At 42.1% G+C, this 24937-nt stretch carries 25 protein-coding genes and 1 pseudogene; 8 read left to right on the forward strand and 18 right to left on the reverse strand.

Translation table 11 applies throughout. The features are described 5' to 3' along the window. Nucleotides 1–1840: BamA/TamA family outer membrane protein (locus F7734_RS06255; RefSeq protein WP_243146727.1), on the forward strand; the 1840-nt coding region annotated here is incomplete at its 5' end. Between the two features lie 1219 nt (nucleotides 1841–3059). Continuing rightward, nucleotides 3060–4778, forward strand: coding sequence for a GMC family oxidoreductase N-terminal domain-containing protein (locus F7734_RS06260; protein ID WP_155743869.1), 1719 nt, complete (start codon nucleotides 3060–3062; stop codon nucleotides 4776–4778). A gap of 704 nt (nucleotides 4779–5482) precedes the next feature. Here the strand turns inward: F7734_RS06260 and F7734_RS60560 are convergent. Together F7734_RS60560 and F7734_RS06270 are read right to left on the reverse strand one after the other, a co-directional pair. Beyond that, a complete protein-coding gene (locus F7734_RS60560; RefSeq protein WP_166481759.1) occupies nucleotides 5483–5707 on the reverse strand; it encodes a hypothetical protein in 225 nt (74 codons plus the stop codon). A gap of 76 nt (nucleotides 5708–5783) precedes the next feature. Continuing rightward, nucleotides 5784–5930 carry a hypothetical protein gene (locus tag F7734_RS06270; protein WP_155743871.1) on the reverse strand — a complete coding sequence of 49 codons (147 nt, stop codon included), beginning with the start codon at nucleotides 5928–5930 and terminating at the stop codon, nucleotides 5784–5786. A gap of 45 nt (nucleotides 5931–5975) precedes the next feature. On the opposite strand from F7734_RS06270, the pseudogene F7734_RS06275 reads away from it, so the two are divergent. Together F7734_RS06275 and F7734_RS06280 are read left to right on the forward strand one after the other, a co-directional pair. Continuing rightward, nucleotides 5976–6221, forward strand: a pseudogene (locus F7734_RS06275) (DUF1822 family protein); the annotation flags it as partial. Between the two features lie 15 nt (nucleotides 6222–6236). After that, nucleotides 6237–6587: a hypothetical protein gene (locus tag F7734_RS06280; RefSeq protein WP_155743873.1), complete on the forward strand. Its 351-nt coding sequence runs from the start codon at nucleotides 6237–6239 to the stop codon at nucleotides 6585–6587. 353 nt (nucleotides 6588–6940) lie between these two features. Here F7734_RS06280 and F7734_RS06285 read toward each other — a convergent pair whose 3' ends face one another. From F7734_RS06285 to F7734_RS06300, 4 genes are all read right to left on the reverse strand, one after another. Next, a complete protein-coding gene (locus F7734_RS06285) occupies nucleotides 6941–7123 on the reverse strand; it encodes a hypothetical protein (RefSeq protein ID WP_155743874.1) in 183 nt (60 codons plus the stop codon). A 499-nt stretch (nucleotides 7124–7622) separates the two neighbouring features. Beyond that, a complete protein-coding gene (locus tag F7734_RS06290) occupies nucleotides 7623–8258 on the reverse strand; it encodes a hypothetical protein (RefSeq protein WP_207714034.1) in 636 nt (211 codons plus the stop codon). Nucleotides 8259–8296: 38 nt separating this feature from the next. After that, nucleotides 8297–8446 (reverse strand): hypothetical protein, encoded by a 150-nt coding sequence (locus F7734_RS06295; protein WP_155743875.1) that lies wholly within the window; start codon nucleotides 8444–8446, stop codon nucleotides 8297–8299. 97 nt (nucleotides 8447–8543) lie between these two features. Next, a complete protein-coding gene (locus tag F7734_RS06300) occupies nucleotides 8544–8765 on the reverse strand; it encodes a hypothetical protein (RefSeq protein ID WP_155743876.1) in 222 nt (73 codons plus the stop codon). Between the two features lie 239 nt (nucleotides 8766–9004). On the opposite strand from F7734_RS06300, the gene F7734_RS06305 reads away from it, so the two are divergent. Continuing rightward, nucleotides 9005–11356: an NB-ARC domain-containing protein gene (locus F7734_RS06305; protein WP_155743877.1), complete on the forward strand. Its 2352-nt coding sequence runs from the start codon at nucleotides 9005–9007 to the stop codon at nucleotides 11354–11356. 199 nt (nucleotides 11357–11555) lie between these two features. On the opposite strand, the gene F7734_RS06310 is transcribed toward F7734_RS06305, so the two are convergent. Next, the gene (locus F7734_RS06310; RefSeq protein ID WP_155743878.1) at nucleotides 11556–12044 is read right to left on the reverse strand and encodes a glycine-rich domain-containing protein-like; all 489 of its coding nucleotides are present in this window, start codon (nucleotides 12042–12044) and stop codon (nucleotides 11556–11558) included. Between the two features lie 113 nt (nucleotides 12045–12157). Here F7734_RS06310 and F7734_RS06315 point away from each other — a divergent pair, with 113 nt between their 5' ends. Both F7734_RS06315 and F7734_RS06320 read left to right on the forward strand, forming a co-directional pair. Then, complete coding sequence (locus F7734_RS06315; protein ID WP_155743879.1) at nucleotides 12158–12409, forward strand: type II toxin-antitoxin system Phd/YefM family antitoxin; 252 nt, start codon at nucleotides 12158–12160, stop codon at nucleotides 12407–12409. After that, complete coding sequence (locus tag F7734_RS06320) at nucleotides 12406–12792, forward strand: type II toxin-antitoxin system VapC family toxin (RefSeq protein WP_155743880.1); 387 nt, start codon at nucleotides 12406–12408, stop codon at nucleotides 12790–12792. The genes F7734_RS06315 and F7734_RS06320 overlap by 4 nt, the downstream gene beginning before the upstream one ends. Here the strand turns inward: F7734_RS06320 and F7734_RS06325 are convergent. From F7734_RS06325 to F7734_RS06355, 7 genes are all read right to left on the reverse strand, one after another. Continuing rightward, complete coding sequence (locus F7734_RS06325) at nucleotides 12765–13046, reverse strand: type II toxin-antitoxin system RelE/ParE family toxin (RefSeq protein ID WP_155743881.1); 282 nt, start codon at nucleotides 13044–13046, stop codon at nucleotides 12765–12767. The genes F7734_RS06320 and F7734_RS06325 overlap by 28 nt on opposite strands. Beyond that, on the reverse strand, nucleotides 13021–13290 hold the full coding sequence (locus F7734_RS06330; RefSeq protein ID WP_155743882.1) for a type II toxin-antitoxin system ParD family antitoxin: 270 nt from the start codon (nucleotides 13288–13290) through the stop codon (nucleotides 13021–13023). Before F7734_RS06330 ends, F7734_RS06325 begins: the two co-directional genes overlap by 26 nt. Nucleotides 13291–13597: 307 nt before the next feature. Beyond that, complete coding sequence (locus tag F7734_RS06335; RefSeq protein ID WP_155743883.1) at nucleotides 13598–13831, reverse strand: DUF433 domain-containing protein; 234 nt, start codon at nucleotides 13829–13831, stop codon at nucleotides 13598–13600. A 194-nt stretch (nucleotides 13832–14025) separates the two neighbouring features. Then, nucleotides 14026–14511 (reverse strand): hypothetical protein, encoded by a 486-nt coding sequence (locus F7734_RS06340; protein WP_155743884.1) that lies wholly within the window; start codon nucleotides 14509–14511, stop codon nucleotides 14026–14028. 269 nt (nucleotides 14512–14780) lie between these two features. Then, entirely contained in the window at nucleotides 14781–15095 is a 315-nt protein-coding gene (locus F7734_RS06345; RefSeq protein ID WP_243146728.1) for a hypothetical protein, read from the reverse strand. Then, nucleotides 15092–15673, reverse strand: coding sequence for a COP23 domain-containing protein (locus tag F7734_RS06350; protein ID WP_155743885.1), 582 nt, complete (start codon nucleotides 15671–15673; stop codon nucleotides 15092–15094). The genes F7734_RS06345 and F7734_RS06350 overlap by 4 nt, the downstream gene beginning before the upstream one ends. A 389-nt stretch (nucleotides 15674–16062) precedes the next feature. After that, entirely contained in the window at nucleotides 16063–16626 is a 564-nt protein-coding gene (locus tag F7734_RS06355) for a hypothetical protein (protein ID WP_155743886.1), read from the reverse strand. A 535-nt stretch (nucleotides 16627–17161) separates the two neighbouring features. On the opposite strand from F7734_RS06355, the gene F7734_RS06360 reads away from it, so the two are divergent. After that, nucleotides 17162–18823 (forward strand): serine/threonine-protein kinase, encoded by a 1662-nt coding sequence (locus F7734_RS06360; RefSeq protein WP_155743887.1) that lies wholly within the window; start codon nucleotides 17162–17164, stop codon nucleotides 18821–18823. Nucleotides 18824–18945: 122 nt separating this feature from the next. Here F7734_RS06360 and F7734_RS06365 read toward each other — a convergent pair whose 3' ends face one another. The 4 genes from F7734_RS06365 to psaB all read right to left on the reverse strand — a co-directional run bounded on the left by F7734_RS06365 (nucleotide 18946) and on the right by psaB (nucleotide 24583). Then, nucleotides 18946–19971: an SGNH/GDSL hydrolase family protein gene (locus F7734_RS06365; RefSeq protein ID WP_155743888.1), complete on the reverse strand. Its 1026-nt coding sequence runs from the start codon at nucleotides 19969–19971 to the stop codon at nucleotides 18946–18948. A gap of 351 nt (nucleotides 19972–20322) precedes the next feature. Beyond that, nucleotides 20323–21228 carry a site-specific DNA-methyltransferase gene (locus F7734_RS06370; protein ID WP_155743889.1) on the reverse strand — a complete coding sequence of 302 codons (906 nt, stop codon included), beginning with the start codon at nucleotides 21226–21228 and terminating at the stop codon, nucleotides 20323–20325. Nucleotides 21229–21333: 105 nt separating this feature from the next. Beyond that, on the reverse strand, nucleotides 21334–21774 hold the full coding sequence (gene cynS / locus F7734_RS06375) for a cyanase (RefSeq protein WP_166481761.1): 441 nt from the start codon (nucleotides 21772–21774) through the stop codon (nucleotides 21334–21336). 595 nt (nucleotides 21775–22369) lie between these two features. After that, nucleotides 22370–24583, reverse strand: a complete 2214-nt coding sequence (gene psaB, locus F7734_RS06380) for a photosystem I core protein PsaB (RefSeq protein ID WP_155743890.1) — start codon at nucleotides 24581–24583, stop codon at nucleotides 22370–22372. Nucleotides 24584–24937 lie beyond the last annotated feature (354 nt).

Genomic DNA, 24937 nt, shown 5'->3' on the forward strand with positions numbered 1-24937 from the left:
GGGAGACACGGGGGACACGGGGGACAAGGAAGACACGGTAGAATTTTCTCCCTCATCCTCCTCATCGCCCAATCGCCAATCCCCAGTTCCCAGTCCCTCCAACGACCTAGTCGTGACAGCTACAGATGTCAAAATAGAAGGTGCAACTGAAGAATTAGAACAAATTATTCGCAGTAAAATCAAAACTCAAGCGGGCGGTGAAACAAGTCAAAATCAGCTACAGCAGGATGTTGCAGCTATTTTAGACACAGGTTTATTTATAAATGCTCGCGTTAATAGTAACACTACACCAACAGGTTTAAACGTTGTCTATCAAGTTCAACCAACGATTGTGCGTTCCATTCAACTTTCTGGAGCTAAAGCACTAACTTATCAAGTGGCTTGGGAACGTTTCCAATCCCAAGTAGGAACAGCTATCAGTCCCAATGGTTTGAAGGCAGTCGTAGAACAAATCAATAAATGGTATGCTGACAATGGTTATAAAATAGCAAGAGTCATATCAATAACCCCAACTCAAGATGGTATTCTGACTGTCAACGTTGGCGAAGGTGTTGTTGGTAGCGTTCAAATTCGCTTTGTTAACGACGAAGGCAAAGTCGTTGATGACAAGGGTAACCCTGTAAGGGGACGTACCAAACAAGATTTCTTGCGCCAACAACTCAAACTGAAGTCGGGTCAACTCTTTCAAGAAAGTGTCGTCAAGCAGGACTTACAGCAACTCTATAAAACGGGATTGTTTGAAAGTGTGAATGTTGCTTTAGAAGGTGATGCTACAAAACTTGATGTCATTTACCAACTCAAGGAAGCAGGTGCTCGTTCTGTTAATGTAGGTGGTAATTACAGTGCTGACCAAGGGATAGTAGGTACGTTAACTTATAATGACCGAAATGTAGGTGGTAGTAACGATACATTAGGTGTAAATGTTCAAGTTGGTCGTCGCGATATTCAGTTTGAATCTAAATTCTCCAGTCCCTACCGCGCTTCAAATCCAAACCGCTTGGGCTACAGCATAACTACCTTTCGCAAACGGGGACTTTCTGACACTTTTGATGGTGACGTTAAACTGGCTGATGGCGATCGCATTCGGGAAGGAAAGGTTGGAGCCAGTTTTAGTTTAACGAGACCAATTGATGATTGGGATACTTCCTTGGGTTTCAATTATACCCGTGTAAGTATTCGCGATCGCGAAGGTAACATCACACCCTTTGACGAACAGGGTAATCAACTGTCTTTTAGCGGTAGTGGTATTGATGATTTGGCTACCGTGTCTTTCACTGCTACCAAAGATTTCCGAGATAACCCCTCAAATCCAACCAGCGGTTCCATACTGAAACTGAGTACCGAACAATCTGTTCCTATTGGAAACGGACAAATTTCTATGAATCGCATCAAAGCAAACTACACTCAGTTTACGCCCTTTAAACTATTTGAATCTAAAAAACCGCAAGTGTTTGCCTTGAACTTGCAAGCAGGAACAGTGCTTGGCGATTTACCACCTTATGAAACCTTTAACTTAGGCGGTCCCAATTCAGTACGGGGTTATGATGGTGGTGATATTGCTAGCGGTCGCACTTACGTCTTAGCTTCTGCAGAATATCGCTTCCCCATACCTGTCTTGGATGCATTAGGGGGTGTGGTATTTGCCGATTTTGCCTCCGATTTAGGTTCTGGAGATACTGTCTTAGATAATCCTGGCGGAGTTCGGGACAAACCAGGGACTGGTTTTGGTTATGGCGCTGGTTTGCGCTTCGATTCACCTTTGGGTTTGATTCGGGCTGACTTTGGTTTAAATGACCAAGGTGAAAGCAGATTGCACTTTGGTATCGGTCACCGCTTCTGATTTTAGATTTTAGATTTTGGATTTTGGATTGAGAATTCTCTCGTTCCCAGTGACCGGAATTGTAGGTTGGGTTGAGCGACAGCAAAACCCAACAATTATCAACAGTAGGGGCGCGGCGGCGCCGCGCCCCTACTGTGAACCCATTCTGAAAAAGAACAGTTCTTAGGCGTTCACAGTATAACTGAGCTGTAACCATCGCGATCGCACTTGATTAGGTGACGGTAACAAGAACCAATCCCTTGCCAGTCAGTGTATACTAACGAAAGGTTATTTTTGGGTGCATACAGAAACCGATTCCTAGTTAGGTTTTATTATCTGGTAAAAATTAAAACATATGAGTCATCGCTCGGACTCGATATGATAAAGTTCTAAGAGAAATTTAGTAAATTTTTGTGGTGAATTTTACATTATAAGCTTGCTGTTTAGCAGCATTACCCCTACCTAGATTATGCGTCCCCGCCTGGAAATCATTGAGACTTCCTTCGACAACCTGAGCAGTTAATGGCTTAGCCTACTGTCTGTAAACATAGCGAGCGTTATGCCAGCCACGGTTGTATTCGCAGTGAGCGCAATTGTGAAGGTAAATGCTGCTTCCAAAAAAATTCTCATTTATAGTTGACCAAATTGATTGAGCCATTTTGATGAAAGAAGTTTATGCTGAGAAATCGCACTTGAACAGAATTTCCTCCTAACAAGCGTAATGTGAGGCATAAGTATTATCGCCACGTATCTTTTGAGCACGCTCCGCCAGTATAGCCGAAGCAAGGGAGCGATCGCACCTTTGAATTGCTCATTTACTAATGGATGTTCACTTTTAAATTTTCAGAAATATAAGGCACATAATAATAATGATTAAATGTAGTTGTCAACTTAATGCTCGTATTTCCGATAATTTATATATCTGTGTTTGATTATTAGAAATCAAGTTTATGAATATATATTTTGCCATCTACTTAACAAAAAATTGGATGTGCGAAAGTACTTTGAAGAGCGATAATTACAAAGATTTGTTAAAAAGTAGCTAAGAACAGTTATTTTAAGGTTATAGACTGAGAGTGGAGCAAACTTCTTCTCCTGTAATTTATGAAATTGTAAAGTACTGCGGCGATCGCCAAAACCGGGCAAAGATTCTGAATATACCTGCCATCAGTGCCAATAAATTGTAGCGGCGCTACCTTTACGCCTACTTGGAATGGTGTCGTTGTCATCGAGGAAAAATATGGATGAAGACAAGATTTACGACACGATCGTAGTAGGTTCTGGCAATGGTGCCTGTGGGTTTCTGAACTACTACCTCCAGGCTACTGCTAACAGAGCTATCCCCAAACGAGTGTTAGTTGTGGAGGAAGGAGACAGCTTCTTTGAAACCAGTGACATCTCTCACCAGAACCACTGGACTCAGTCCTACGGAGAGGGAAATATCTTCAAGCTCCATAATGCGCTTAATTTTGACGGAATTCCGATCCTATCGGGGCGAGCATGCACCATGGGTGGCGGCGGATCTATTAATTACACAATGATCCACGAGTCGTCTGAGTGGTTGAGTAAACATATTGGTAAGACCGCCACTTACTGGGATGAACTTAAAGCAGAATTAAACGCTAAGTTCAGGAGTCTAGACCTTCCTCTGGATCGATCGCCCGTCACGAAGCACGTTCTCCAGGTTGCCCAGAAAGCTGGCTTTCAGTGCAGCACTGAGGTATGCGGCACAGATAAAATCCGCAAAGTTCCCAATTATCCTGAGGGCGATGCCAAGCTACTGCACATCTTTCCCACCCAGTTCGACCAATTTGGGCAACGCACGTATAGCGGTGTATCGCTGGTGGATTGGTTTGATAAGCAGGTGGAGCTTAAGACTCGATGCAAAGTTGTGCAGCTTGAGTTTTCAGATGATTGCGGGGAAGGTGCGCGGTGCGTGGGGGTGTATGTGCGGAATCTCGACACAGGAAATACGGAGCGCGTGTCTCTAGAAGCCAACGATGGAAAGCTGATTCTCTGTGCAGGTGCTGCTACGCCACGGCTGTTGTTGCCCCATCAGAAGAAACTTCAAAATGACGAGATTGGGAAGCAGGTCAGCGACCACATCTGTATGCCGCTCGGCATCTACCTACTGGACAAGAATATTAAAGTCACGTCCCGAGATTCTTATGTCCCTGTTTTTGCGACAACGGTAAGCCAACCCGAACAAGAGAGATGGGCAACAGTCTGCTGCTTTGATTTCTTTGCGGGAGAATTTAAGGAACTTTGGTTCTTCATCTCTCACTTGTATCTAACTTTCCTTCTGCCAAACTGGTTCAAGAAAGTCATGATTAAGATCCCGACTCTATTTTGGCTTACAAAGAATGTAGTTAGGATGTTGATTCTATGGGTCAACCTAATAATTGATTTTTGCTGGGGCTTACACAACCTAAGTCGAGGCAACGTCTGGCATAACAAGCTAAATCTGGTCACTGCCATCGTCAAGTTCAACCCTGCCGTAGATGGTTACTACACAAGCGATGGTACTAGAATTGCATTGGGCTTCTTTAGCGAAGGGGAAGACTCAAACTCCAATCAAGACAAAGAGATAGCCAAGAATGCAATTACGAACCAACTGGACTTTATCAGCTGCTTGGGAGAAAAGCCAAACTGGATCTTCAAGAGTCTCTTTCGTTTGTTCACAAAGATTCCATATGAGAAGAACCAGGTTGAACGTTATGTGGATATATACAGTAAGAAGTTTTTGCTGTCAGAGCAGCACTTATCAGGGGGATGCTTATTCGGTAAAGCGATCGATCCGGGGATTGACAATCCAGCGAATACAGGCAAGCTGTATGGGTCAGCCAACGCCTATGTAGCAGACCTTTCTTCCGTCCCCTTGCCACGGATCAGTCCTCAAATGACAGCATACTTAATTGGCTTCCATGTTGCCAAAATGTTATGCACTGATAACAACTAATCAAGGTACAGCGCCCAATCCATCCAGCTTGCACAACTGGCACAACAAAAAGTGGCATCTCCACAAGTTCTTCATTTTATCGCTGTAATTTGAATAGTGTGAACTGCCAATGAGGAACTAACAATGAAAAACGTTTTTGATTTTATCTATCGCTTGATTGGTCTAGAAACTGAAGATTCATACTTAAACGATTCCTACAAGTAATTCGCTGTTTGACGGATTCATTATATGTAATTTCTAAATTAAATCTAGCCAATTATAGCCTTTCTCAGTCTCATGAGGTACACCCCCCTTTCATCCCCCCTTTATAAGGGGGGACAGAGGGGGGTAATTTTTGTACCTCACCAGGTTGAAATTTGCCGTAAATATTGTACTCTGGTGAGTGATGCTCTGTATTTTGCAGAGCATTTTTTATACCGAGTTGCGATACCCACTTAAGTGGGTTGCCGAAGGCATCGCACTCTTCATTTAAATCTAAAATCGAGCGACCCTACCAATTATGTAGGGCTGCCACACACTCACAAGCGATCGGGTTATTGGTGTTACCAATTATACGCAAGAGTTCTCATGGAGTTTGAGCGATCGCGCAGCGCAAGCTGTACCCAGCTTATCGCTTCGGTCAAACGAGGATTGAATTTTTTGTAAAGAATTATTGTTATTGGCGTAAAACAGTATTCTTTAACTGAGAAATAAATAAAGGGACATTAATTAGCTTCATTATTGTCAATGGATAGTAAAGAACGGCGTTTTCTGATATTTTTGTGCCTTTGTGGTTTAGCAGGAATGCTTGTTGGAGGTAGTTTTGCCTGGATAGAAAATAGTAAATGCAAAATGACATCGTTAGCCATACGATGCTCAACAACTGCATCTGTAGATCGAGTCATAAACGGTATGGCGACAGGATTAAGTGCTGGTATTGGAGCCTCCATAGCTATTGCAGTAGGTCAGAAGTTATTGGATTGACCGAATTATGAGTAGGGAGATAGCGACTTGACGTTGCCTCATTCATACAGATTGCAAGTCTATTAAAAATCCTTTACTGTTTTTTTCTTTACCAAGAAAAGCTTTAATCGCACCTACAGGCAAGCGATCGCTGTTACCACTCTTGCCATCAGCAACACGGGTAGGGGATTGGAAGATGTCAGATGTCATGTACGCATTGGGCTTTTGTGAGGGAAATCACACACTCTAGTTTTAACTGATGTTTCAATCAACCAGACAGAAGTGACGGTTGGAGTACAGATTTGTCCAACAGGCGATCGCTCTCATCTACCTAATGAAATTCAGGTTAGGCTGCTGGATGAAGCTGGAAATGAAGTGGGGAAAGCTAGTGCAAGTGTCACTCAGACAATTGAATTTGACTTTAACGGTCAATACAATGAAAGCTTCAGTGTAGAAATTACTTGTGGCGATCGAACAATTACTGAAACTTTTGTAATTTAACCAGGGCGTTTCTACATGAGCAAACGAGTTGTTCTTAAACTAGATGGTAATCTCGAGCAGGGATTCCGCGTCACTTTGGAGATTGGCGAAGAGGGAAATGTCCATTTTAAAGAGGAAGCTGGACATTTGCCTCCAAGCCCAAAAATCATTCAATGTTTGGATGAGTGGCAAAAAAACTATCGTCAACTTTCAGGAAATACTCGAATTACTTTGAATAATATTACTGTTCAGACAGGAGCGTTAAGCCAAAATGAAACTTGCCGGATGCTAGCAAAAGAATTAGAAAAGCATTTGAAAACTTGGCTAGAATCTGATTTATTTTACCCAATAGATAGAACACTGCAGTTCCTTGCACGAAAAAAGTGAATCAGCTCCTAAAGAAGTTCCTCCCGAAAGGATAGGTATTGTTAATTTACCATTAGACAAAGACGATATAGCCCGCCGTTATTACTTATGGCATTGCATCTGGAATTTTATACGGACTTTCCTTTGCCCTGTTACACTGGTCGGGCGTTTGGGTACCATTAGTTCCCTCTGTAATAGTTTTATTTATCACAGGTGTTAGTGCAACTTTATACACTTTGCTGTCCAAACAAATACGGCAGTAATATCACAGTCTATATTTGATGTGACACTGGTAAAATGAAAAAAGCCCCTCATTCAGAAGGGCATCTTACATCTTCAGTTAGAAACTGGTAGTCGTTTAGATTAGCCAGTTTTTAATCTTGTTGAAGTCGTTTAGGTAACTCCGTTTCAATTTCTTCAAAGTTTATTTTGACTCGACCTGGTGCAATTCGCAACAAATCCATATAGCGATGAAACGCTTCTGTATCTTGTGGATTTTGTCTAACATACACCAGCAGTTCTTGTCGTGTCATTCCTTCAAAATTTGATTGAGTCATAAATTAGTCCTCCGTCAATGTCAATCTCAACTTCTATTGTGTCTCCTACTAATACGAATATACGTTTAGTTCTTTCATCTAGTCGGGTCAGATTGATGGGTTTTAGTAAAGTACTGGCTTGAACGCATACTCTATACAGTGCTTTGACCTGATTTATTGTTGGTTCCATTTATTGGCTAATTAACTTAAGGAGTGATTTTACATCAAATTTGTTAAGATTGCTGATTATTTCTTGAAATTAGTAAGAATTTAGGTTTGGGGATATTGACAAGTGCGATATGTGAGGCAGATTATCATAACAATTGTCTTTTATAGGGATTTTATGTTATCAAGTATGAAAATAAAGTTATCTACTACTTTAGTAACTATTGCCTACAGGGTAAGCGCATCTCAAACGCTTATTTTCATCCACCAAGCACCAGCTAATTGCTACAGAACAATCCAAAACAAACTGCATTAAAATCTTCGCCCCTCTTCTATCATGGAGCGGATTGACGTTTTATCCATAGTCAAAAGCTTTTTGTAACCTATCTTTGGGCAGGCCATCTTCATATTCTCGTAGGGTATGTTTGCGGGTTGTGTAGTGGCGTAGCAAGTGTGCTGATAGTGCAGTTGCCATCGAATCTGCATAGAAGCTGTTTCCACTGCCTAGTTGTAGATCTGCTTGAAGTGCCAGACAAATCTGATAGACTAAAAAATCGACTTTCTTCGGTTCAAACACAAGCTCAACACGATCCGGATCGATCGCTTCATGTGCAACTTGAGAAACAAATGCAGGCTCCAGATAAAAATGAGTATGCTCAATATCTTTATCCCAAGAAATTTTAGAACATAGATTTGCGGGAAATATTTCAATGCAGCCGTCTAAAGAATCGGTCGGATGATACTGCATTTTTAGTAAACGGTTTTCTTCTAATACAAACTCTACGTTTACTGTCCGATACGGTGCAATTGGAATGATGATGATATGTTGGAGGTTATAAAATTTAGGTAATTCCCAGGCTGGTTGGCGAAAATGTGCTGCATGAATATTGCTCCATCCCGAGTCATAACTTGTCCAAACAGCCGGATTTGGCATCAGCGGTAAAGTTGCATCTTTCTGGAAATTATCGATAACCAAAGCCTGCTCTGACATCACTTTCTCCTGGTGCGAGTTGACTTGTTGCAAAAGTCTCAAAAATAAGTAATTAACCGCAGATGCACGCTGATGGACGCTGATGAGTTGATGGATGCACAATTGCGATCGCTCTTCAAGCGGCTCTGTTCAGGAATATTGTAAGAGAAGGTTTTTTGGGCGATCGCGTACAACCAAATTGCTAGCAAATTGATTCAAGAATGTGACAAATAGTTGGTTGAGATTCAATCTAAGCACGGTTGACTCAATCCAAAATTCAAAATCTAAAATCCAAAATGGTACAGATTAGTTAGTAATTTGACAACAGCAAAAATCTGCTTGAGCAACATCAGCTTCTTGATAGGTACTCGATCTTGCCCATATGCCTGCAACTACTGTTTTGTCCAAATAAAAATCCTTGTCTTGAACTGCTAATGAAGCAATGTCTGCTTTGGAAAGTTGCATGGTCAGGACAGTACATGCAATAAACGTGACGAAACCTAGTACGATTGACAAGAATATTTTCATTGTGTCCTCCAAATATGGACTGGTCACCGTTGCCGTTACTGGAAATTTTCTTCTGAGGGTAGAAAAACTCTGAAATTATGCTTTTGACCTCTGAAACTTTACAATTTAAGAGGCTACACTAAAAAATCTCTTGTAGCAAGTACCCAAATCATAAAAATTTATCATAGAATTCTGTAAAACTCTGAAAAACTCCGATTTACCAGGTAAACTGAGTATACGGATGATAGGAGGAAAGGCGGATGTTCCCACGCGACTTTCTGGCGCAAATGGCTCGTAACTATGAACTATCCAAAGAGCAGGAGGAAGTTTTTCTGCTTCGCTATGGCGAGGAACTGAATTATCACGACATTGCTAAGAAGTTAAACACTTCTGAGGGAGCCTGCTTGAAACGAATGGGACAGGTGTACAACAAGTTTAAAGTCAGTGGTAGCAGTCGGGGTAAGGAGAATCGACTCCGAATTTTTCTCACTGAGCAATTACAAGGTGTAACACAAACGTCTCTAGAGCCAACTGCTTCTACAGAAACTCCTCAAAAACCGTATGTTATGACTGTGGTTCCTCCAGAAACTGCGATCGCTCTTACGCAAAGCGGAACCGCCTCACCACCCATCTATGAAAACTTACCTAAGCGAGAATGTACTCGTTTTATCGGTCGCCGTCAAGAATTAGCTCGCTTGTTAGAGCTGCTTTCCTTGGAGCATCCGGCTCATTTGATTAGTGTTGATGGTGTTGGGGGTGTCGGAAAGACAACACTCGTCTTGGAAACTGCTCATCTTTGCCTCCAAGCTAGTATACCTGGTTCAGTCTTGCTAACCTTTGAAGGAATGACCGTACCGACCTTTGAGGCAATTATTTTTACATCAGCTAAACAGCAGTATCTGAAAGCTTTGCAGATTTTACCTCGCCTCAAACGCGAACGCAATCTACGAGATATTTACCGAACGATCGCTTACACCCTAGAACGTCCTGAAATTAGCTACAGATCGCCGGACGATCAGCTAGACTTGATTCGAGATAGCTTGAAGCAGCAGCGAACTTTGCTGATTGTGGATAACTTGGAAACTATCGAAGATAAACAGGAATTATTAAGTTTTGTGTACGATTTGCCCCGTACAGTTAAAGTGATCCTGACGACACGGGAACAAGCTCTGTTTGTCCCAATTCGGTTGGAATCTCTACCGGAAGAAGATGGGCTGAACTTAATCCACCATCAAGCAAAAGAAAAAGGGGTAGAGCTACAGCCTCCTGCAGATCGAGTCCTTTACCAAAACACCCACGGCATCCCAGCAGCAATAGTTTATACTGTTGGTCAGCTAGCGGCAGGGTATCCGCTAGATGATGTACTGACAAAATTAAAAAGCGCGACAGGTGATGTAGCTCGCTTCTGTTTCAAGACTTCTGTAGAGCGTTTGCGAGGACAACCGCCCCACCGAATACTCATGACATTATCGCTATTTGCTAGAGCAGTTGAGAGAGAAACCATTAGTGCAATTGCTATGGAAGATTCGATGAATACGGGTGATGGATTAGCTCAACTCCAACAACTTTCGCTAGTCCGCCAGCAGGATGCACGTTATAGCTTACACCCTCTGACTCGCGAGTATGCAGCAGCCGAACTCACAGCGCATCCTGAATTTGAACAGTTAGCGCGATCGCAGTGGGTGAAGTGGTATTTAAAATTCTCGCAGGAATACGGTAGTATCGATGAAAAAAAATGGTATTCCGAATACAGCCACCTAGATCTGGAATGGGAGAATCTTCTGGATGTGATGAAATGGTGCAGGGAAAAGAGAAAATATGACGACCTCCTCAGTTTTTGGAGACAAATCAAAGGATACACTCACGTGCGTGGGTATTGGGATGACCGCTTGGTGTGGACGGATTGGTTGCTAGGGGCTGCTCAAGAACGGGGCGATCGCTCAACACTGGTAGAGGTTTTGTATGATAAAGGTTGGACACTTACCCTCACAAGACAGCCTGAATATCTGGAAGAAGCCAGCGTACTTTTGCAACGTGCTTGGGAGCTGCGGAACCATCAAGACATTACCTTCCAACTGGAATTAGCAGCTAGGATGGTGGTTCTTTCCATTCATCAAAACGACTTTGACCAAGCATATGACTGGATGAAAATCAAGGAAAATATGCTGAATCACTCTGATGTAGAAGAATCAGAACGTCAGCGACAGAAGATTCAAACCCTTTATTACCAAGCTAAGATTTTCTTCCTCAAGAAGGATTATGTTCAAGCCAAGAAACTTTACCAAGAGGCACTTAAACAAGCAAAGGATATAGGATGGCAAAGGGCAGAGATTGCCATTCAAAATTGGCTAGCCGATCTAGCCATTGAGGAAGGAAATTTAGAAGTTGCTCAACAAATCTTGGAGCAGGGTTTCCCTGTAGCAGAGCGTAACAAAGATAAGCATTCTATTGCCTTTCACCAGCGTTCTTTTGCTTACTTATCACAGCGTCAAGGAAATTTGAAACAAGCTCGATACTGGGCGCAAGAAGCAGCTCTTCGTTTTGAGAGTTTAAAAATGATACCGGAAGCAAGGGAAATGAGAACTTTCATCCAGAATACGAGGGGTGAGTGATATCATGTCCGCTTACATACCCTGAATAAAGCTCACGCAAAGGCGCTAAGGCGCTAAGAAATTAAGAGACTTTTCCGCATGGTTATGCTAACGGATATGGTATAGTTTACTTGTTTGATGCGTGAATTTTGGGTTTATTGCACGGGTAAATCCAGAAGTTTGCACCGTCAAGGAACTATTAGTTCTTAAGCATGGTTGGTTACAGGTCTGCACAAGCACTTGCTTGCTGTAGTCTATCCTTACATAGGATAATACTTTGAGATGTTTGGATTTTCTCAATTAAGAGTACGCCAAAATGCTCTGCAAACAATGTTTTGGTGTCATAGAATGCCTTTGCTAGGGATAATTGGTTTGTTTCACTCCTAGAATTTAAGTTGGGATTGTGATGCACAAAGTAACCAAATAACTGCTCACAATCACAAGCATATTTGCGAGTGTCCAAAATGTGGTGATGCCAAACAATATCGATTTCGTAGGTTGGGACAAGTGCGCTATTGGGATAGAGGTAGATTAAATGCAAAAACATTTTGTAACGAGCGATCGCCCGCTCTATTTGTTTGCGACTCCATCCTCGACCGTCTTCAGGATACATCAATCTTTGGGCGATTGGTTCCAAGTTTAAAGATTCTAGATTTTCTTGGAAAGTCTTGTTTTTAACCGAAGTAGCAGATGTCACATTGAAACTCATAATTTAACTCGATAATCTCCTACTCGAAAACGCTATTTTAAGCAAAAACTCTAACCTCTGTGCCAAGATATAAGTAGCTCCATCATTAGTCATACAACATAGAGTGAGTGTAAATGTATAATGTAGAAGTTCCTGAAGTACAGGCTGACCTTGCCCAATTGCTCTGTCGAGTGTTGTCCGGAGAAGAAGTGATTATTTCTCAAGCAGGTACTCCCATTGCTCGTATAGTGCCTATTACAGATCGGTCATTACCCCGAGTTCCAGGGTTGGATCGTGGTAGGGTAGAGATTGCTCCTGATTTCGACGCTCCCCTACCGGAGGATATTCTGAATGATTTTCTTGGTTCAGCAGACAAATTAGAATGAGAGCATTACTTGATACTCATACCCTTATCTGGTGGGTTACAGATGATACTCGACTTTCATCCACTGCCAAGAACATAATTATTGACCCAGGTAACGTTTTGTTCTTAAGTGCTGCGAGTGCATGGGAAATTGTCATTAAGGTACGCTTGGGAAAACTAACTTTACCTGATGTCCCAGAACGCTATATTCCGAGTCGGTTGGAAATGAATCGATTTGAGAGCTTACCGATTCAAATGATTCATGCAATGCACGTAACAAATCTGCCGGATTTACATCGAGATCCCTTCCATCGGATACTGATTGCTCAAAGTCAAGTTGAGAAAATGCCGATTATAACTGTAGACAGCCAGATCGTTCAGTATTCTGTTAATGTGATTTGGTAATAACAATTCTTAAAATGCCTTCTTCCTCTGGCTGATATATAGATGGCGTGGGAGCGGTATTCGTAACGCTGTAATCCTGGCGCAATAAAGCTATAGTTGCTCCCCCAGCTTTGATATTCTGCCAATAACGCAAAACAATCATGCATCCCTGAAACATACTCTTGCGCGATGCGTAAGCCAAAGTTCAGAATGGAATATTCGTAAATATTCTCAATATCACGCTCCGCTTTATTCGTGAGTTGATAGGTTGCCATTGTGCTTAAGCCTGTCTTCTACCCGTTTCATAATATCTTTTACCGTAGAGGTACTGACACCACTGTCTAACCCTTCCTGAATAAGGGCAAACAAATCCTGTTCCGCCTGTCGCCTATCCTGGTCACGGCGAATTAAATCACGAAAGTATTCACTATCGTTGCCATAGCGTCCGCTCGCAATTTGCGCCTTCACCCATTCCTCCATCGCATCAGGGATAGTAATGGTTTTACGCATCATAGACATTACCGTTACTCCTTTGGCTTGACCATAATATGCTTATAGTGTGATTATTATCATACCATAAGCCAAAGCATAAAGATACGTAAAATATCCGCCACAAGGAACAAGCAATCTCACATCTTTGCGGTTGCTTCGTCGTTCCTTCTTGCGGGGGATAAATCATGTATTATATAAAGATTCTCATCCGGATGAAGTACAAGTTCATCTGCGTACATCCGCTACAGGCTGCGGTTCCTTAACTCTTTAATGTATTGCACTCAATTGAAAGTTTCTTGCTCAACAGATTGTCCTTGGCATAGAATGAGCACGTTCAGTTCGCTCCCGATCCAGCATTGATGATTGCGATCGCTTCCAATACTATCAATACCTGAGCTTGCAAATGTGGGAAATCTTCTAAAAATTCGGCTAAGCCTGCTTCACCTTCAAGGTAATCAAAAAAAGTTTGCAATGGAACTCGCGTTCCAACAAAGACTGGAGTTCCACTTATAATCTCAGGATCGGAGTGAATAATTTGTCGGTCACGTAAATGCGATTGAATATCCATCTTACAGCTATTCACATTCTTCGTAGCATTCGGCTTGTTGTTTCATTGTAGCTTAACGTTGAAGTCGTTTGAGGTTTTCCATGACTTACTCGTACTGAGCCATTTTCCCCCGCTCTATTAGGAAGTTCTACAAAAGGTTTTGAGATTAGAACTTACCTTAAAAGAGCTAAGTTTCAGTATAACCGCCTTTAATCCTACCTCTTAGGCTTAGCCAGTTCTATATTAAATTGTGTTTGAAGATTCAAGTCACCCCATCGTCCACCAAGTAATCCATCAGGTGTCAACAGATAAGCAATAGTGCCGCAGTTTTTTTTACCCCGACTACTTGAAAGAACATTATGTCTTAAGATACCAAGACCTTTAATACTATCCCCGTCTCTTGTCCAGGTGAGGATGTACGCATTTTCCACATGATGTTGGTCGATTTTCAGAATGCCCTTGTAGGTTTTTCCGTTTGGATACTTGCCAGTAATCTGATAGATGCTAGCGATGTTATTACTGGAAAAATGCTTTACTTTAACTGCCGTCTCGGTGCCTAAATTGTTTTTCCCATCTGAAACCCAACGTCCATCAAGCATCCCATCGCTTTTCACTTCATATGCTACAACATCGCACTTTTCCGTTTCCTTTGTATCCCAGCTCCAAGCACCTGAAAGAACATTACCTTGTAAAATGCCCAAGCCGGTAAAGACTTCAGACGTTATCCACCTAAGTCTGTACACAGGCGGCACTATATGTCGTGATATTTCTAGGGTACCATTGTTAATAAGTTGGCTTGGAGGTGATGTTTGGTATGTTGTAACTTTAGTTTCATAGATACCCTCGATTTTATCTCTAGAAATAGATTTGTAACCAATGGTAATACAAGTAAATAGAAAACCAGCAGTGGATAGAAGAATGATTGCTCTGTGTCCCTTTTTCTGTCGCTTAAGTAATTTAGGTTGAAGTCCTATCTGGAATTTTTTTTTAATACTGGTATCGACCCCTGTGAAAGGTCTTCCATTTGAATGGCAACCATACCTTCGTTAAAGGCTCTTTGAAACATATCTTGATTATCTAAAATTTTGTAACCAAGCCCATCATAAAACCCTTTAGCAAACTTAATTGCTGCCTTATCATCAATCGGCTGATTCATACCAATCACATAATTAATATGTTGACTGATAGCTTCTGCCGCTTTGGATGAATAACAGGTATTAAGTAGCACACATTTTACATAATTGGAGTGCAATTCAAATAGTGCTACTAACCCTTCTGGTGTCACAAAACCTGGTGAAAACTCCGATTCTCTTTGAGCACCCGAACGTCCATGACTTGACCGTCAGTTTCACGAATGACACCAGCACTACTGTTTCCCTGACTCATCTGTATCAACTGATTGAGAATTGCACCAGCCTTGGCTGCATTTTCTGGCTTGAGAGTGAACAGGACGTTAGAGCCATCTTGTTTACAACCGCTTTCCGATGGACTGAGCGCACAAATCACGGTTTGGCGGTTTACTATTCCGTTGGTAAGCTTAACATTCTTCAGACGACCACCATTCGCACTAACTACAGCGTTTATTTTCTGCGTGACGACATTGCAGCGATTTTGAGGGGAATATTTTTCACCAAAGTAGTTTGAACCTTCTGGAGTCCAAGCGATTAGAGGAACTGGTTGTCCTCCTGGTCGTTGACCAACAGTAGCCATGCTCTCTCCAGACTGTGGGATACAGCTAAAAGAAGTGTTTTCTGAGCAAAAGGCAAGGTCTTCCTGATTTAAACCTAGAGGATTGGCATACGCTGGAATAGTAGAAAACACAATATATCCAGTCAGCAAAAAAGTAATTTTCTTGAGCTTCATATTTTTCTCCTAAAATCTTACTTCCAATTAATTAAGACCTGCGTGTTGAAATAAAAACCAAAAGTGTAACGCACTCCCTAAAACTTATAACCCCTTCTATTTACTCACTGATTTGCTGAGTGTCTGTTTATTTATCAAAACGCTAGTGAAAGTTGTGTAACTAAGTCAGTACAAGCGTATAAACTCTTCTGTTTACTTATTGATTTGCTTTTCTCGGTTTATTCACCTGTTGCCAAAACACGAGTAAGCTTATAGCGCTCGTTAAGTAATTGATTATTGAATGTGCAACTGAAGATTTCACTTTCTCCAAATTGTTTATAAGTGGTCTAACCTGAAAGCTCCACCCTTTGGAAGACTAGAGCTTCCAAGAAAGCAACAGCCACTTCATATTAATTGGAGTAAATCAGGTTTTGCACATACCCCGAAGGCGTAACTGTACCACTTTTAGATGGCACTTGCAGACCAGCATCACGCGCAACATCTATGACAAAGTTAATGCAATTGTTACTAAATAGGTTGTAGTCTGCTGTGCTCCATTTTGAAATAGCCTTTTGTGCCCGCTCGAAGATAGTCTTGTCCACTTGCACTATGAGCCTATCTGTAATAAAGTTCATTTTTTCAGACAAGGCTTCGTCTTTAACGCTTCCAGGGACAGAGCCAAAAACACCCGTACCTTGAGAAGGGTAAAATCCGAATGCTTCTTGTGCAGAAATAAGTTTATTGTTATCTTCCACACCCCAAATGATAAAAGCGTGACCTGTCGGTGAACCACCTCGAGCACAAAAGACCAGGTAGTACTGATTCTCTGTTGCATCAGAATACGTTCTTCGATCGATTTGCTTATCCACAGCAAGCACTGAAGCAACTGGATGAATCAAAAACGTAGTCAGGAATCCGCTCAGTCCTGCGATAATAAACTTACGGCGACCGCGAAGCATGAAGAATGTTTTCATCAATTTCTCCTTAAATGCTTTTAATTAGGTATCAAAGCTAACTCTGTCACCCCGTTAGCTACTGTCAATTAAAATGCAGGGTTAGAGGGAGCGTATAAACCCCTCTGTTTTCTTATTAATTTGCTTCGCTCGGTTTATTCACTGGTAAAACTGTCGCTTCAACGCCTATATTACTTTGGGGCATAACGGCATCAGTTGAAATGCTGTTTGATAGATTCAAATCAGCTACCTGGATGTTTTGCTAAAATGTCCATGTAGCCGGACTTCTAAAAAATTTTGCGATAAAGCTGACATTTGTTGGGTTTCGTTCCTCAACCCAACCTACGTTGGTTTCTGTTTAATCGGTATATGATAGGAATTAAAAAAACAAAGTGGAGCATCTGCAAGGTGAAGCGATTCTCAAATATTAAGCAGGATTTGCGATCGCTCAAAATTTAGGTTAGACTCAGGACTCGAAACTGGAGTTTCCGGTTTTGTGTTTTAAAATGCAGTACTAATATATTCACGCTTATTGACTCAGCGCGCAGGACTCCATATGCTAGCAGGTACAACCTTGCAGGGTGGTAAATATACTTTAGACCAGGAAATAGGTCGGGGGGGCTTTGGTATTACGTTCAAAGCAACTCATCAATACTTACATCATGTTGTGGTGATTAAAACTCTGAATGAGAAATTGCAACAGCATCCTTCTTTTGCTAAGTTTGAACGTCAATTCCAAGATGAAGCCAGACGATTGGCAACGTGTGTCCATCCAAATATTGTCCGGGTAAGCGACTTTTTCGTTGAAAACGGGTTGCCATACATGGTAATGGAATACATTCCTGGTGAAACTTTGGCACAAGCATTTGTCATTCCAGCAATACCTTTGCAAGAAAGCATAGCAGTTCATTATATCCGCCAGATAGGAGCAGCACTACAGGTGGTTCATCAAAATAACTTGCTGCATCGGGATGTCAAACCGGACAATATTATACTCCGTCAAGGAACGCAGGAAGTCGTGCTGATTGATTTTGGCATTGCACGGGAGTTTAATCATGGAGCAAGGCAAACTCATACGGGTATCGTCTCAGAAGGATACTCCCCCATCGAACAGTATATGTCGCAAGCACCTCGCACTCCTGCAACGGATGTCTATGGTTTGGCAGCAACATTATACGCTCTGTTGACAGCACAAGTTCCCATGCCAGCATTACTGCGCGATCGCGAACCAATGCCTTCCCCCCGCGAGTTACAACCCTACTTAAGTGCATCAATCAATCAAGCAGTCATGAGGGGTATGGCTGTAGAATCTCGTTTTCGTCCCCAAACCATTGCTGAGTGGCTGGAATTACTACCGAACAGTAGCATAAATGCAGTTCCTCAATTGGTAACAACCCAAACAGTACCGACTATAGATTTATCAGCACAACCACAAATTGCAAAATCACCACAGAAGGTAACGCCTAACAAAGTAGACACTGCACCACCTCCAAGCAAATCCAATCAAGCCAACAAAAAATTATCACCCAAAGTTCTAATCGGTACAGGTGTAGCTCTTGTAGCAGCTACAACAAGTTTTGCCGTCACTAGCGTGATGACCAAAAACCAATCGCCATCACCACAGCAGACAGTAGAGAAGCGCAATAATAATGCCGTATTTGAGAACACACCCACAGCAAATACGACACAAATTTCAGAGCCAGACACCAATACATCTCAAAGCAATAACACCAATACACCTCAAGTAAAAACTGCACCGACTTCTACTTCCAGTTACAAGCGACGCAGGCGCAACCGTCGGACTTCACCCGAACAATATCCCTCACAAAGAACAACACAAGAATCAACCAAAGCCAACTCTAGAGAATCAGTAAATCAACAAAATCAAAATCAAAATCCAGAACCAACACAAGAAACATCAGAACAAAGACAAGAAGCCGCTTCACCAACCACTGACTCCTCAAGTAAATTAAGAGAGACACTGAGGAAATATCGCGATCGCAATACCTCCCCATCATCTTCAGAAAATCAATCTCCACCTTCAAGTGGCACTTCTGAAACATCCCCACCCGCCAACCAGTCAAATAATTCTTCAAATAATTCTCCTGTTGTTGTCCCCGAACAACGTTCTAATGTTGAATCCACACCACCCAATTCATCCTCTGTAGTAGTCCCAACACAAGAACAACCACAATCCAACCCATCTACAAATAATTAATATTGACAAACTTCTTTTCTTAGCGTCTTCGCGCCTTTGCGTGAGTTGAATAATAATAATTCTTTAATCAGAAATCATATCAAATAGACAATGCCCACCGCACGCGTTTTGGTGGACAATGACTATTGGCTGTTAACTATTGACTCTTCTGAATAAACCTTATTGTCAGAACTTAACTTAAACTCCACCTGCCGTAGCGCCGATTGCCAAACTTCATATCCTTCGCGACTAAGGTGCAAGCCATCAGTAGTTAACTCCTCTCGAAGATTGCCACGAAAATCTATAAACCATTGATAAAGATTTAAATAATAAGCATTTTCTTCTTTAGCAATAAGAGCGAGATGATGATTGATATGACGAACACGCTGATTGGGAATCTTTGCTAACCGAGTCGGTAAAATTGATTGGACAAAAATCTTAGCTTGTGGATGAGATTCCCTCAAGCTGCGGAGCATTTTACGATGATTGCGTAAGATGATTTCATCGGTCAGCCCTTTCCGCAAGTCATTGATTCCTGCCATTATATAAATAACATCTGGTTTCGTTGCAGAAAAAGCCGACAGTCTTTTGACAATCCCACCAGAAGTATCTCCAGAAATTCCCTGATTCAGCCACAATCTATCTGATGGTAAACTTTCTTGAGGAAACCATAAACTTAAAGAATCTCCCAGTAAAATACCCAAGCTGCTTTTACCTTGTCCTTGTGCCATGACTTTAGCTTCCAAAGACAACAAGCTTTTCCAATCCTCATAAGTCAGTTGGCTTTTATTAGCAGCTACCAACAACGGCTGCAGGCGTTCGTGAGGAAAATTAGTCTGAGTTTGACTGATTTTCAGTTCGAGCAATCTTTGATGGTAAAGTTGACGCCCGGATACAGGTCGGCGATTATACGTAGTTTGAGTATTAAAATGGAAAGATGAGGCAGTTGGTTTTGATAATATCTGATTATTGCTAAACTCAGGTACAGAAGGTATCGAAAGCTCGACACTAGGCAATATTTTTCCGCCCACAGCATGCAGCGGATTGTCCTTTAAATTCCACAAAACCCCACTATTTTCTGATGGAATAACTGATAGTTGTGGAATAGTTGATGCTGGTATTAGCACTCCTGTTAACAAACCTGCTGCCAACAGATAAAAGTCCTTCATTGTTTACAATTGCTCCTCCGCTTGCTGCTTTTTCCTATTGACAGCATGAACTAACTGAGTTCAGGACAATTTCACGTACTTTTACTTATTATTTTTATTTACAGAATTCAGGTTTGTAAAGACAGACAAGTTTTTATTTATCATCTTTCCAGACTCTTTGCGTATAAGTAGATAAGTCATGTTTGTAACACTAACTTTTATGTACGAGCAGTATAAAAAATCTTCTAACCTAGGGAATACAAGTGTAGTAGCACTGCTTTACTGTAAAGAATAGTCAAATAATACACTAGCTTTTTTTTAATGTCCACACAGATTTTACTAGAAAACGTTTGCATAACAGTAGTTTTTATTCTATAAATCTACAAACCTATAACGACTGGCAATCACATAATCTTCATTAATTTCAAAAGAAATCCATCGACGCTGTAAGAGTTCTGCCACAAAACCAGTAGTGTTGGAACCTGCAAAGGGATCTAACACCATATCACCTTCATCTGTTAAAAATTTGATGAAGAATTCTGCAAAGCCTTGCGGAAAACGCGCAGGATGTGGTTGAATTCCCAAATCTTTACAGCGACGCAAGTAAGCACTATTTGATTCAGTATTGGCTATTTCTAACAAGTTTGGTGGAATAGCTCCCTGATTATCTTTTTGGAATTTGTCAGAAATATCATGCCCACTAGGACGTATTTTTGCTTTATAACCTTTTTTCAACAATTGTTTCATACTCTCGCTGTAGGGCTTTAAAACTTTTCTGTTATCAGCTTTTGGATGAGGCGTTTTCGATAACCACCAAACAACGTTGACTGAATCCTTAACACGGATTCGCCTAACTGTCACCCACTCAGCAGGGGTAGGTAGTCGGGCTGGGTTGTAGTGATAAAATTCTTGAGAGAGAAAAAAACCAACTTCCTTACACAGTCTGACTAAAAGTTCATACTGGTAAATGCTTCGCACTGGATAACCGGGGAGATATGCACCGCCCAAATCCAGAATAAAAGATCCATCTTCTGCAAGGACTCTTTTAAATTCATGAGCGAAAGGCAGAAACCATTCTACATACTTTTCTGCACTCTCGTTTCCGTATTCCTTTTTGCGTGTCAGTGCAAAGGGAGGTGAGGTGAGGATGAGATTGATAGTACTGTCTTTTACAGATTTAATGAGTTCTAGGCTATCACCTAAGTATGCTTCTCCGTGCGGTTGAGTGTAGTAAGGGTTGGAAAGTACTGTTTGTCGATTAGTTTGTGTTTCTTTCAAGTTTTGTCAGCTTTTGTGTAGTAAATTTTGCTTATGCCCTCACACTGGAAGTGTGGGGCTATACAAACAAAGCCCGTCTGGGCGGGCTGTAAAGTACTGAAGATATTACCACTTTTTGTAGGGTAAAAATTTACCCGACATGATGACTTTCACGCGATCGCCTTTGATATCTTCTTCTTTTTCAATATCCAAAGTGAAATCAATGGCGCTCATAATACCATCGCCAAACTTCTCATGAATGACTTCTTTGATAGGCATTCCATAGACTTGCATTATCTCATAGAAACGATAAATGAGCGGATCGGTTGGTACTACAAGTCCCAATCCTTTAACTGGGTATTCAGTTAATTCTTTAACATAAACCTTACCCAGTCCTAACGCGTCAACCAGTAACTGTGCTTCTTCCTCAGAAGCACTAGCTTGACGGTAGATAACTGCTGCAATCCAGACTTCATCACGTCCTAAAATCTTTTCCAAATCAGAAAAAGTCAGTCCCTTTTCTTTTTTTGCTGTTAAGAGGGTTTCAGTAATTTCGGGAATAGCCACCTAAAAACTCCTTTGGTAAAGGATTGCTGTTGGTTGTATACAACTGATACCAATATTACTTGGTTCACCGGAAAAAATGAAATTATGTAGGTTAGGTTGATGAATAAAACCAAACATCTATAGCAATCCTAAACCATTTGTAAAATTCTCTCTCCTCTCTTTTCTTCGCGCCCTTTGCGTCTTTGCAGTTCAGAATTTTTACCTATCAAATAAGACTGCTATACAAGCATTTTTTGGGTAACACAAAGATTCATAGCAACTTACAAAAATACTTTTCTTTTATGAATTTCTAGCATAAGCAATAGCAGCCTTAATATCTTTTATTGATAGTGGGGGATATTCCCGAACAATGGGCATTGCTAGTGCTGTCAAGGTGATTGAAAACTTCAGGAAATGAATAGCTCTCTCTCCTCTTACCTCTGCGTACTCAGCGCCTCTGCGGTTCAATAAATTACTTTTTAACCGCAGAGGGCGCACCAGAGCACAGAGTAGTTGCAACTCCCTACTATTGAGAATATTCCAATAACAAAAAATCCCCCGCCTTGAGGCGAGGGACTTTAGCTATTGACTAACTACTGCTAATTCAGTCAACTCATCAACCGAACTTACCTGCAGTCGAAGCAATCAAGAACGCTGCGTAGGTAAAGACGTAACCCACAGTGAAGTGTGCTAAACCTACCAAGCGAGCTTGAACAATGGACAAAGCAACGGGCTTGTCTTTCCAGCGAACTAGGTTCGCCAAAGGAGTCCGCTCGTGCGCCCAAACTAAAGTTTCAATCAACTCTTGCCAGTAACCACGCCAAGAGATGAGGAACATGAAACCTGTCGCCCAAATCAAATGTCCAAACAGGAACATCCACGCCCAAACTGACAAGTTGTTCATGCCGTAGGGGTTGTAGCCGTTGATTAACTGAGCGGAGTTCGCCCAGAGGTAATCGCGGAACCAACCCATCAGGTATGTGGAAGACTCATTAAACTGAGCAACGTTGCCTTGCCAAATTCCTAAGTGCTTCCAGTGCCAGTAGAAGGTAACCCAACCCACTGTGTTGAGTGCCCAGAATGTTGCCAAGTAGAAAGCGTCCCAAGCGGAGATGTCGCAAGTACCACCACGACCGGGACCGTCGCAAGGGAATGCATAACCGAAGTCCTTCTTATCAGGCATCAGCTTGGAACCACGAGCATCCAAAGCACCTTTCACCAATACGAGAACGGTGGTGTGAATTGCCAGGGCAAAAGCATGGTGAACGAGGAAGTCTCCAGGTCCAATGGTTAAGAACAATGAGTTCGTACCGTTGTTAATTGCATCAATCCAACCGGGTAACCAAGGCGCACCTGCGGTGGAAGCAACGCTTTCAGGGTTGGACAGTAGGGTGTTTAAACCATACAGGACTTTACCGTGAGAAGCTTGAATGAACTGTGCGAACACCGGTTCAATCAAAATTTGCTTTTCGGGGGTACCGAAGGCAACAACTACGTCGTTGTGAACGTATAAACCTAAGGTGTGGAAGCCCAAGAACAGGGATACCCAGCTCAGGTGAGAGATGATGGCTTCTTTGTGCTTGAGTACGCGATCGAGCACGTTGCCTTTATTTTGCTCTGGATCGTAGTCACGTACCCAGAAGATAGCCGCGTGCGCGAAAGCGCCTAGCATTAAGAACACAGCAATGTACTGATGGTGCGTGTACAGCGCTGCTTGAGTTGTGTAGTCCTTAGCCATGAAGGCATAAGGAGGAAGGGAATACATGTGCTGCGCTACCAAGGAGGTCACGGTTCCCAGCGCCGCCAGGTGAATGGACAACTGGAAGTGCAAGGAGTTGTTGTAGGTGTCGTACAGTCCTTGGTGTGGCAGATTGAACTGACCTTCTGTCTTTACGCCGAAGAAGGTCTTGGCGTTCAGCATTTCTTTGATGCTGTGACCGATACCAAAGTTGGTACGGTACATATGACCGGCGATGATGAAGATCACCGCGATCGCCAAGTGGTGGTGTGCTATATCCGTCAGCCACAGCGACTCTGTCTGCGGATGGAACCCACCCAAGAAAGTCAGAATTGCAGTTCCCGCACCTTGAGATGTACCAAATATGTGGTCAGCAGTATCGGGGTTAGAAGCGTATACTCCCCAATTGCCTGTAAAGAAAGGTTGCAAACCTGCTGGGTGAGGCAGAACAGTCAGGAAGTTATCCCAACCTACGTGCTGTCCGCGAGCTTCGGGGATCGCTACGTGTACCAAGTGACCCGTCCAAGCTAGAGAGCTCACACCGAACAAACCTGCCAAGTGGTGGTTCAAACGGGGTTCTGCGCTCTTAAACCAAACCAAGCTGGGACGGAACTTGGGTTGTAAGTGCAACCAACCTGCAAACAAAAAGATTGCTGATAGAACCAGCAAGAACACTGAACCTACATATAGGTCGTTGTTCGTCCGCATACCGATGGTGTACCACCAATGATAAACACCTGAGTATGCAATGTTCACTGGATTACTAGCACCTGCTTGGGTAAATGCTTCTATTGCTGGTTTCCCAAACTGCGGGTCCCAAATTGCATGAGCGATGGGACGAATATGAAGAGGGTCTTTAATCCACTGTTCAAAGTTACCTTGCCAAGCTACGTGGAACAGCAGGCTTGATGCCCACAGGAAAATGATTGCCACGTGACCGAAATGAGTTGCGAAAATCCTTTGGTAGAGATTTTCTTCCGTCATGCCATCGTGGCTTTCAAAATCATTTCCCATAGCCATCGCGTACCAGATCCGACGCGTCGTCGGGTCTTGTGCGAGATCCTGGCTAAATTTTGGAAATTTTGTTGCCATAAAGATGAATTCTTGTTGTCCTGGTTAGCTGGGCTTCAACTAGAACAAGTCTTGCTGGATATCCGGATTTTCTTCCGGAGAAGACTTCCAAACATTTTGTATGCTGAGGCGCAATCATTTCTTATTCTAAAGCAATACCAGCATATCTTTAAATTTTGGATTTTGGATTTTGGATTTTGGATTTTGGATTTTGGATTTTGGATTTTGGATAGAGAAAGCCCTATTTCAACTTACTTTCACCGACTCCCTTTCCACTAACAAAGATTACGATTTTCTTCTCCTCTTTCTTCGTGTCCTTTGCGTCTTTGCGGTTCATTTAAATAGATAATATTCCAATACTGGTCGGATAAGAAT

Source organism: Scytonema sp. UIC 10036 (assembly GCF_009725235.1).

Bases quoted from the DNA above. Each gene is read 5' to 3' on its own strand.
- F7734_RS06315 (WP_155743879.1), top strand. From the start codon at position 12,158: ATGTATAATGTAGAAGTTCCTGAAGTACAGGCTGACCTTGCCCAATTG.
- F7734_RS06285 (WP_155743874.1), bottom strand. From the start codon at position 7,123: ATGACTCAATCAAATTTTGAAGGAATGACACGACAAGAACTGCTGGTG.
- F7734_RS06330 (WP_155743882.1), bottom strand. From the start codon at position 13,290: ATGTCTATGATGCGTAAAACCATTACTATCCCTGATGCGATGGAGGAA.
- F7734_RS06280 (WP_155743873.1), top strand. From the start codon at position 6,237: ATGAGCAAACGAGTTGTTCTTAAACTAGATGGTAATCTCGAGCAGGGA.
- F7734_RS06365 (WP_155743888.1), bottom strand. From the start codon at position 19,971: ATGAAGGACTTTTATCTGTTGGCAGCAGGTTTGTTAACAGGAGTGCTA.
- F7734_RS06300 (WP_155743876.1), bottom strand. From the start codon at position 8,765: ATGAAAATATTCTTGTCAATCGTACTAGGTTTCGTCACGTTTATTGCA.
- F7734_RS06355 (WP_155743886.1), bottom strand. From the start codon at position 16,626: ATGAAAACATTCTTCATGCTTCGCGGTCGCCGTAAGTTTATTATCGCA.
- F7734_RS06270 (WP_155743871.1), bottom strand. From the start codon at position 5,930: ATGACATCTGACATCTTCCAATCCCCTACCCGTGTTGCTGATGGCAAG.
- psaB (WP_155743890.1), bottom strand. From the start codon at position 24,583: ATGGCAACAAAATTTCCAAAATTTAGCCAGGATCTCGCACAAGACCCG.
- F7734_RS60560 (WP_166481759.1), bottom strand. From the start codon at position 5,707: ATGGAGGCTCCAATACCAGCACTTAATCCTGTCGCCATACCGTTTATG.
- F7734_RS06320 (WP_155743880.1), top strand. From the start codon at position 12,406: ATGAGAGCATTACTTGATACTCATACCCTTATCTGGTGGGTTACAGAT.
- F7734_RS06290 (WP_207714034.1), bottom strand. From the start codon at position 8,258: ATGTCAGAGCAGGCTTTGGTTATCGATAATTTCCAGAAAGATGCAACT.
- F7734_RS06325 (WP_155743881.1), bottom strand. From the start codon at position 13,046: ATGGCAACCTATCAACTCACGAATAAAGCGGAGCGTGATATTGAGAAT.
- F7734_RS06335 (WP_155743883.1), bottom strand. From the start codon at position 13,831: ATGGATATTCAATCGCATTTACGTGACCGACAAATTATTCACTCCGAT.
- F7734_RS06305 (WP_155743877.1), top strand. From the start codon at position 9,005: ATGTTCCCACGCGACTTTCTGGCGCAAATGGCTCGTAACTATGAACTA.
- F7734_RS06350 (WP_155743885.1), bottom strand. From the start codon at position 15,673: ATGAAGCTCAAGAAAATTACTTTTTTGCTGACTGGATATATTGTGTTT.
- F7734_RS06260 (WP_155743869.1), top strand. From the start codon at position 3,060: ATGGATGAAGACAAGATTTACGACACGATCGTAGTAGGTTCTGGCAAT.
- F7734_RS06360 (WP_155743887.1), top strand. From the start codon at position 17,162: ATGCTAGCAGGTACAACCTTGCAGGGTGGTAAATATACTTTAGACCAG.
- F7734_RS06310 (WP_155743878.1), bottom strand. From the start codon at position 12,044: ATGAGTTTCAATGTGACATCTGCTACTTCGGTTAAAAACAAGACTTTC.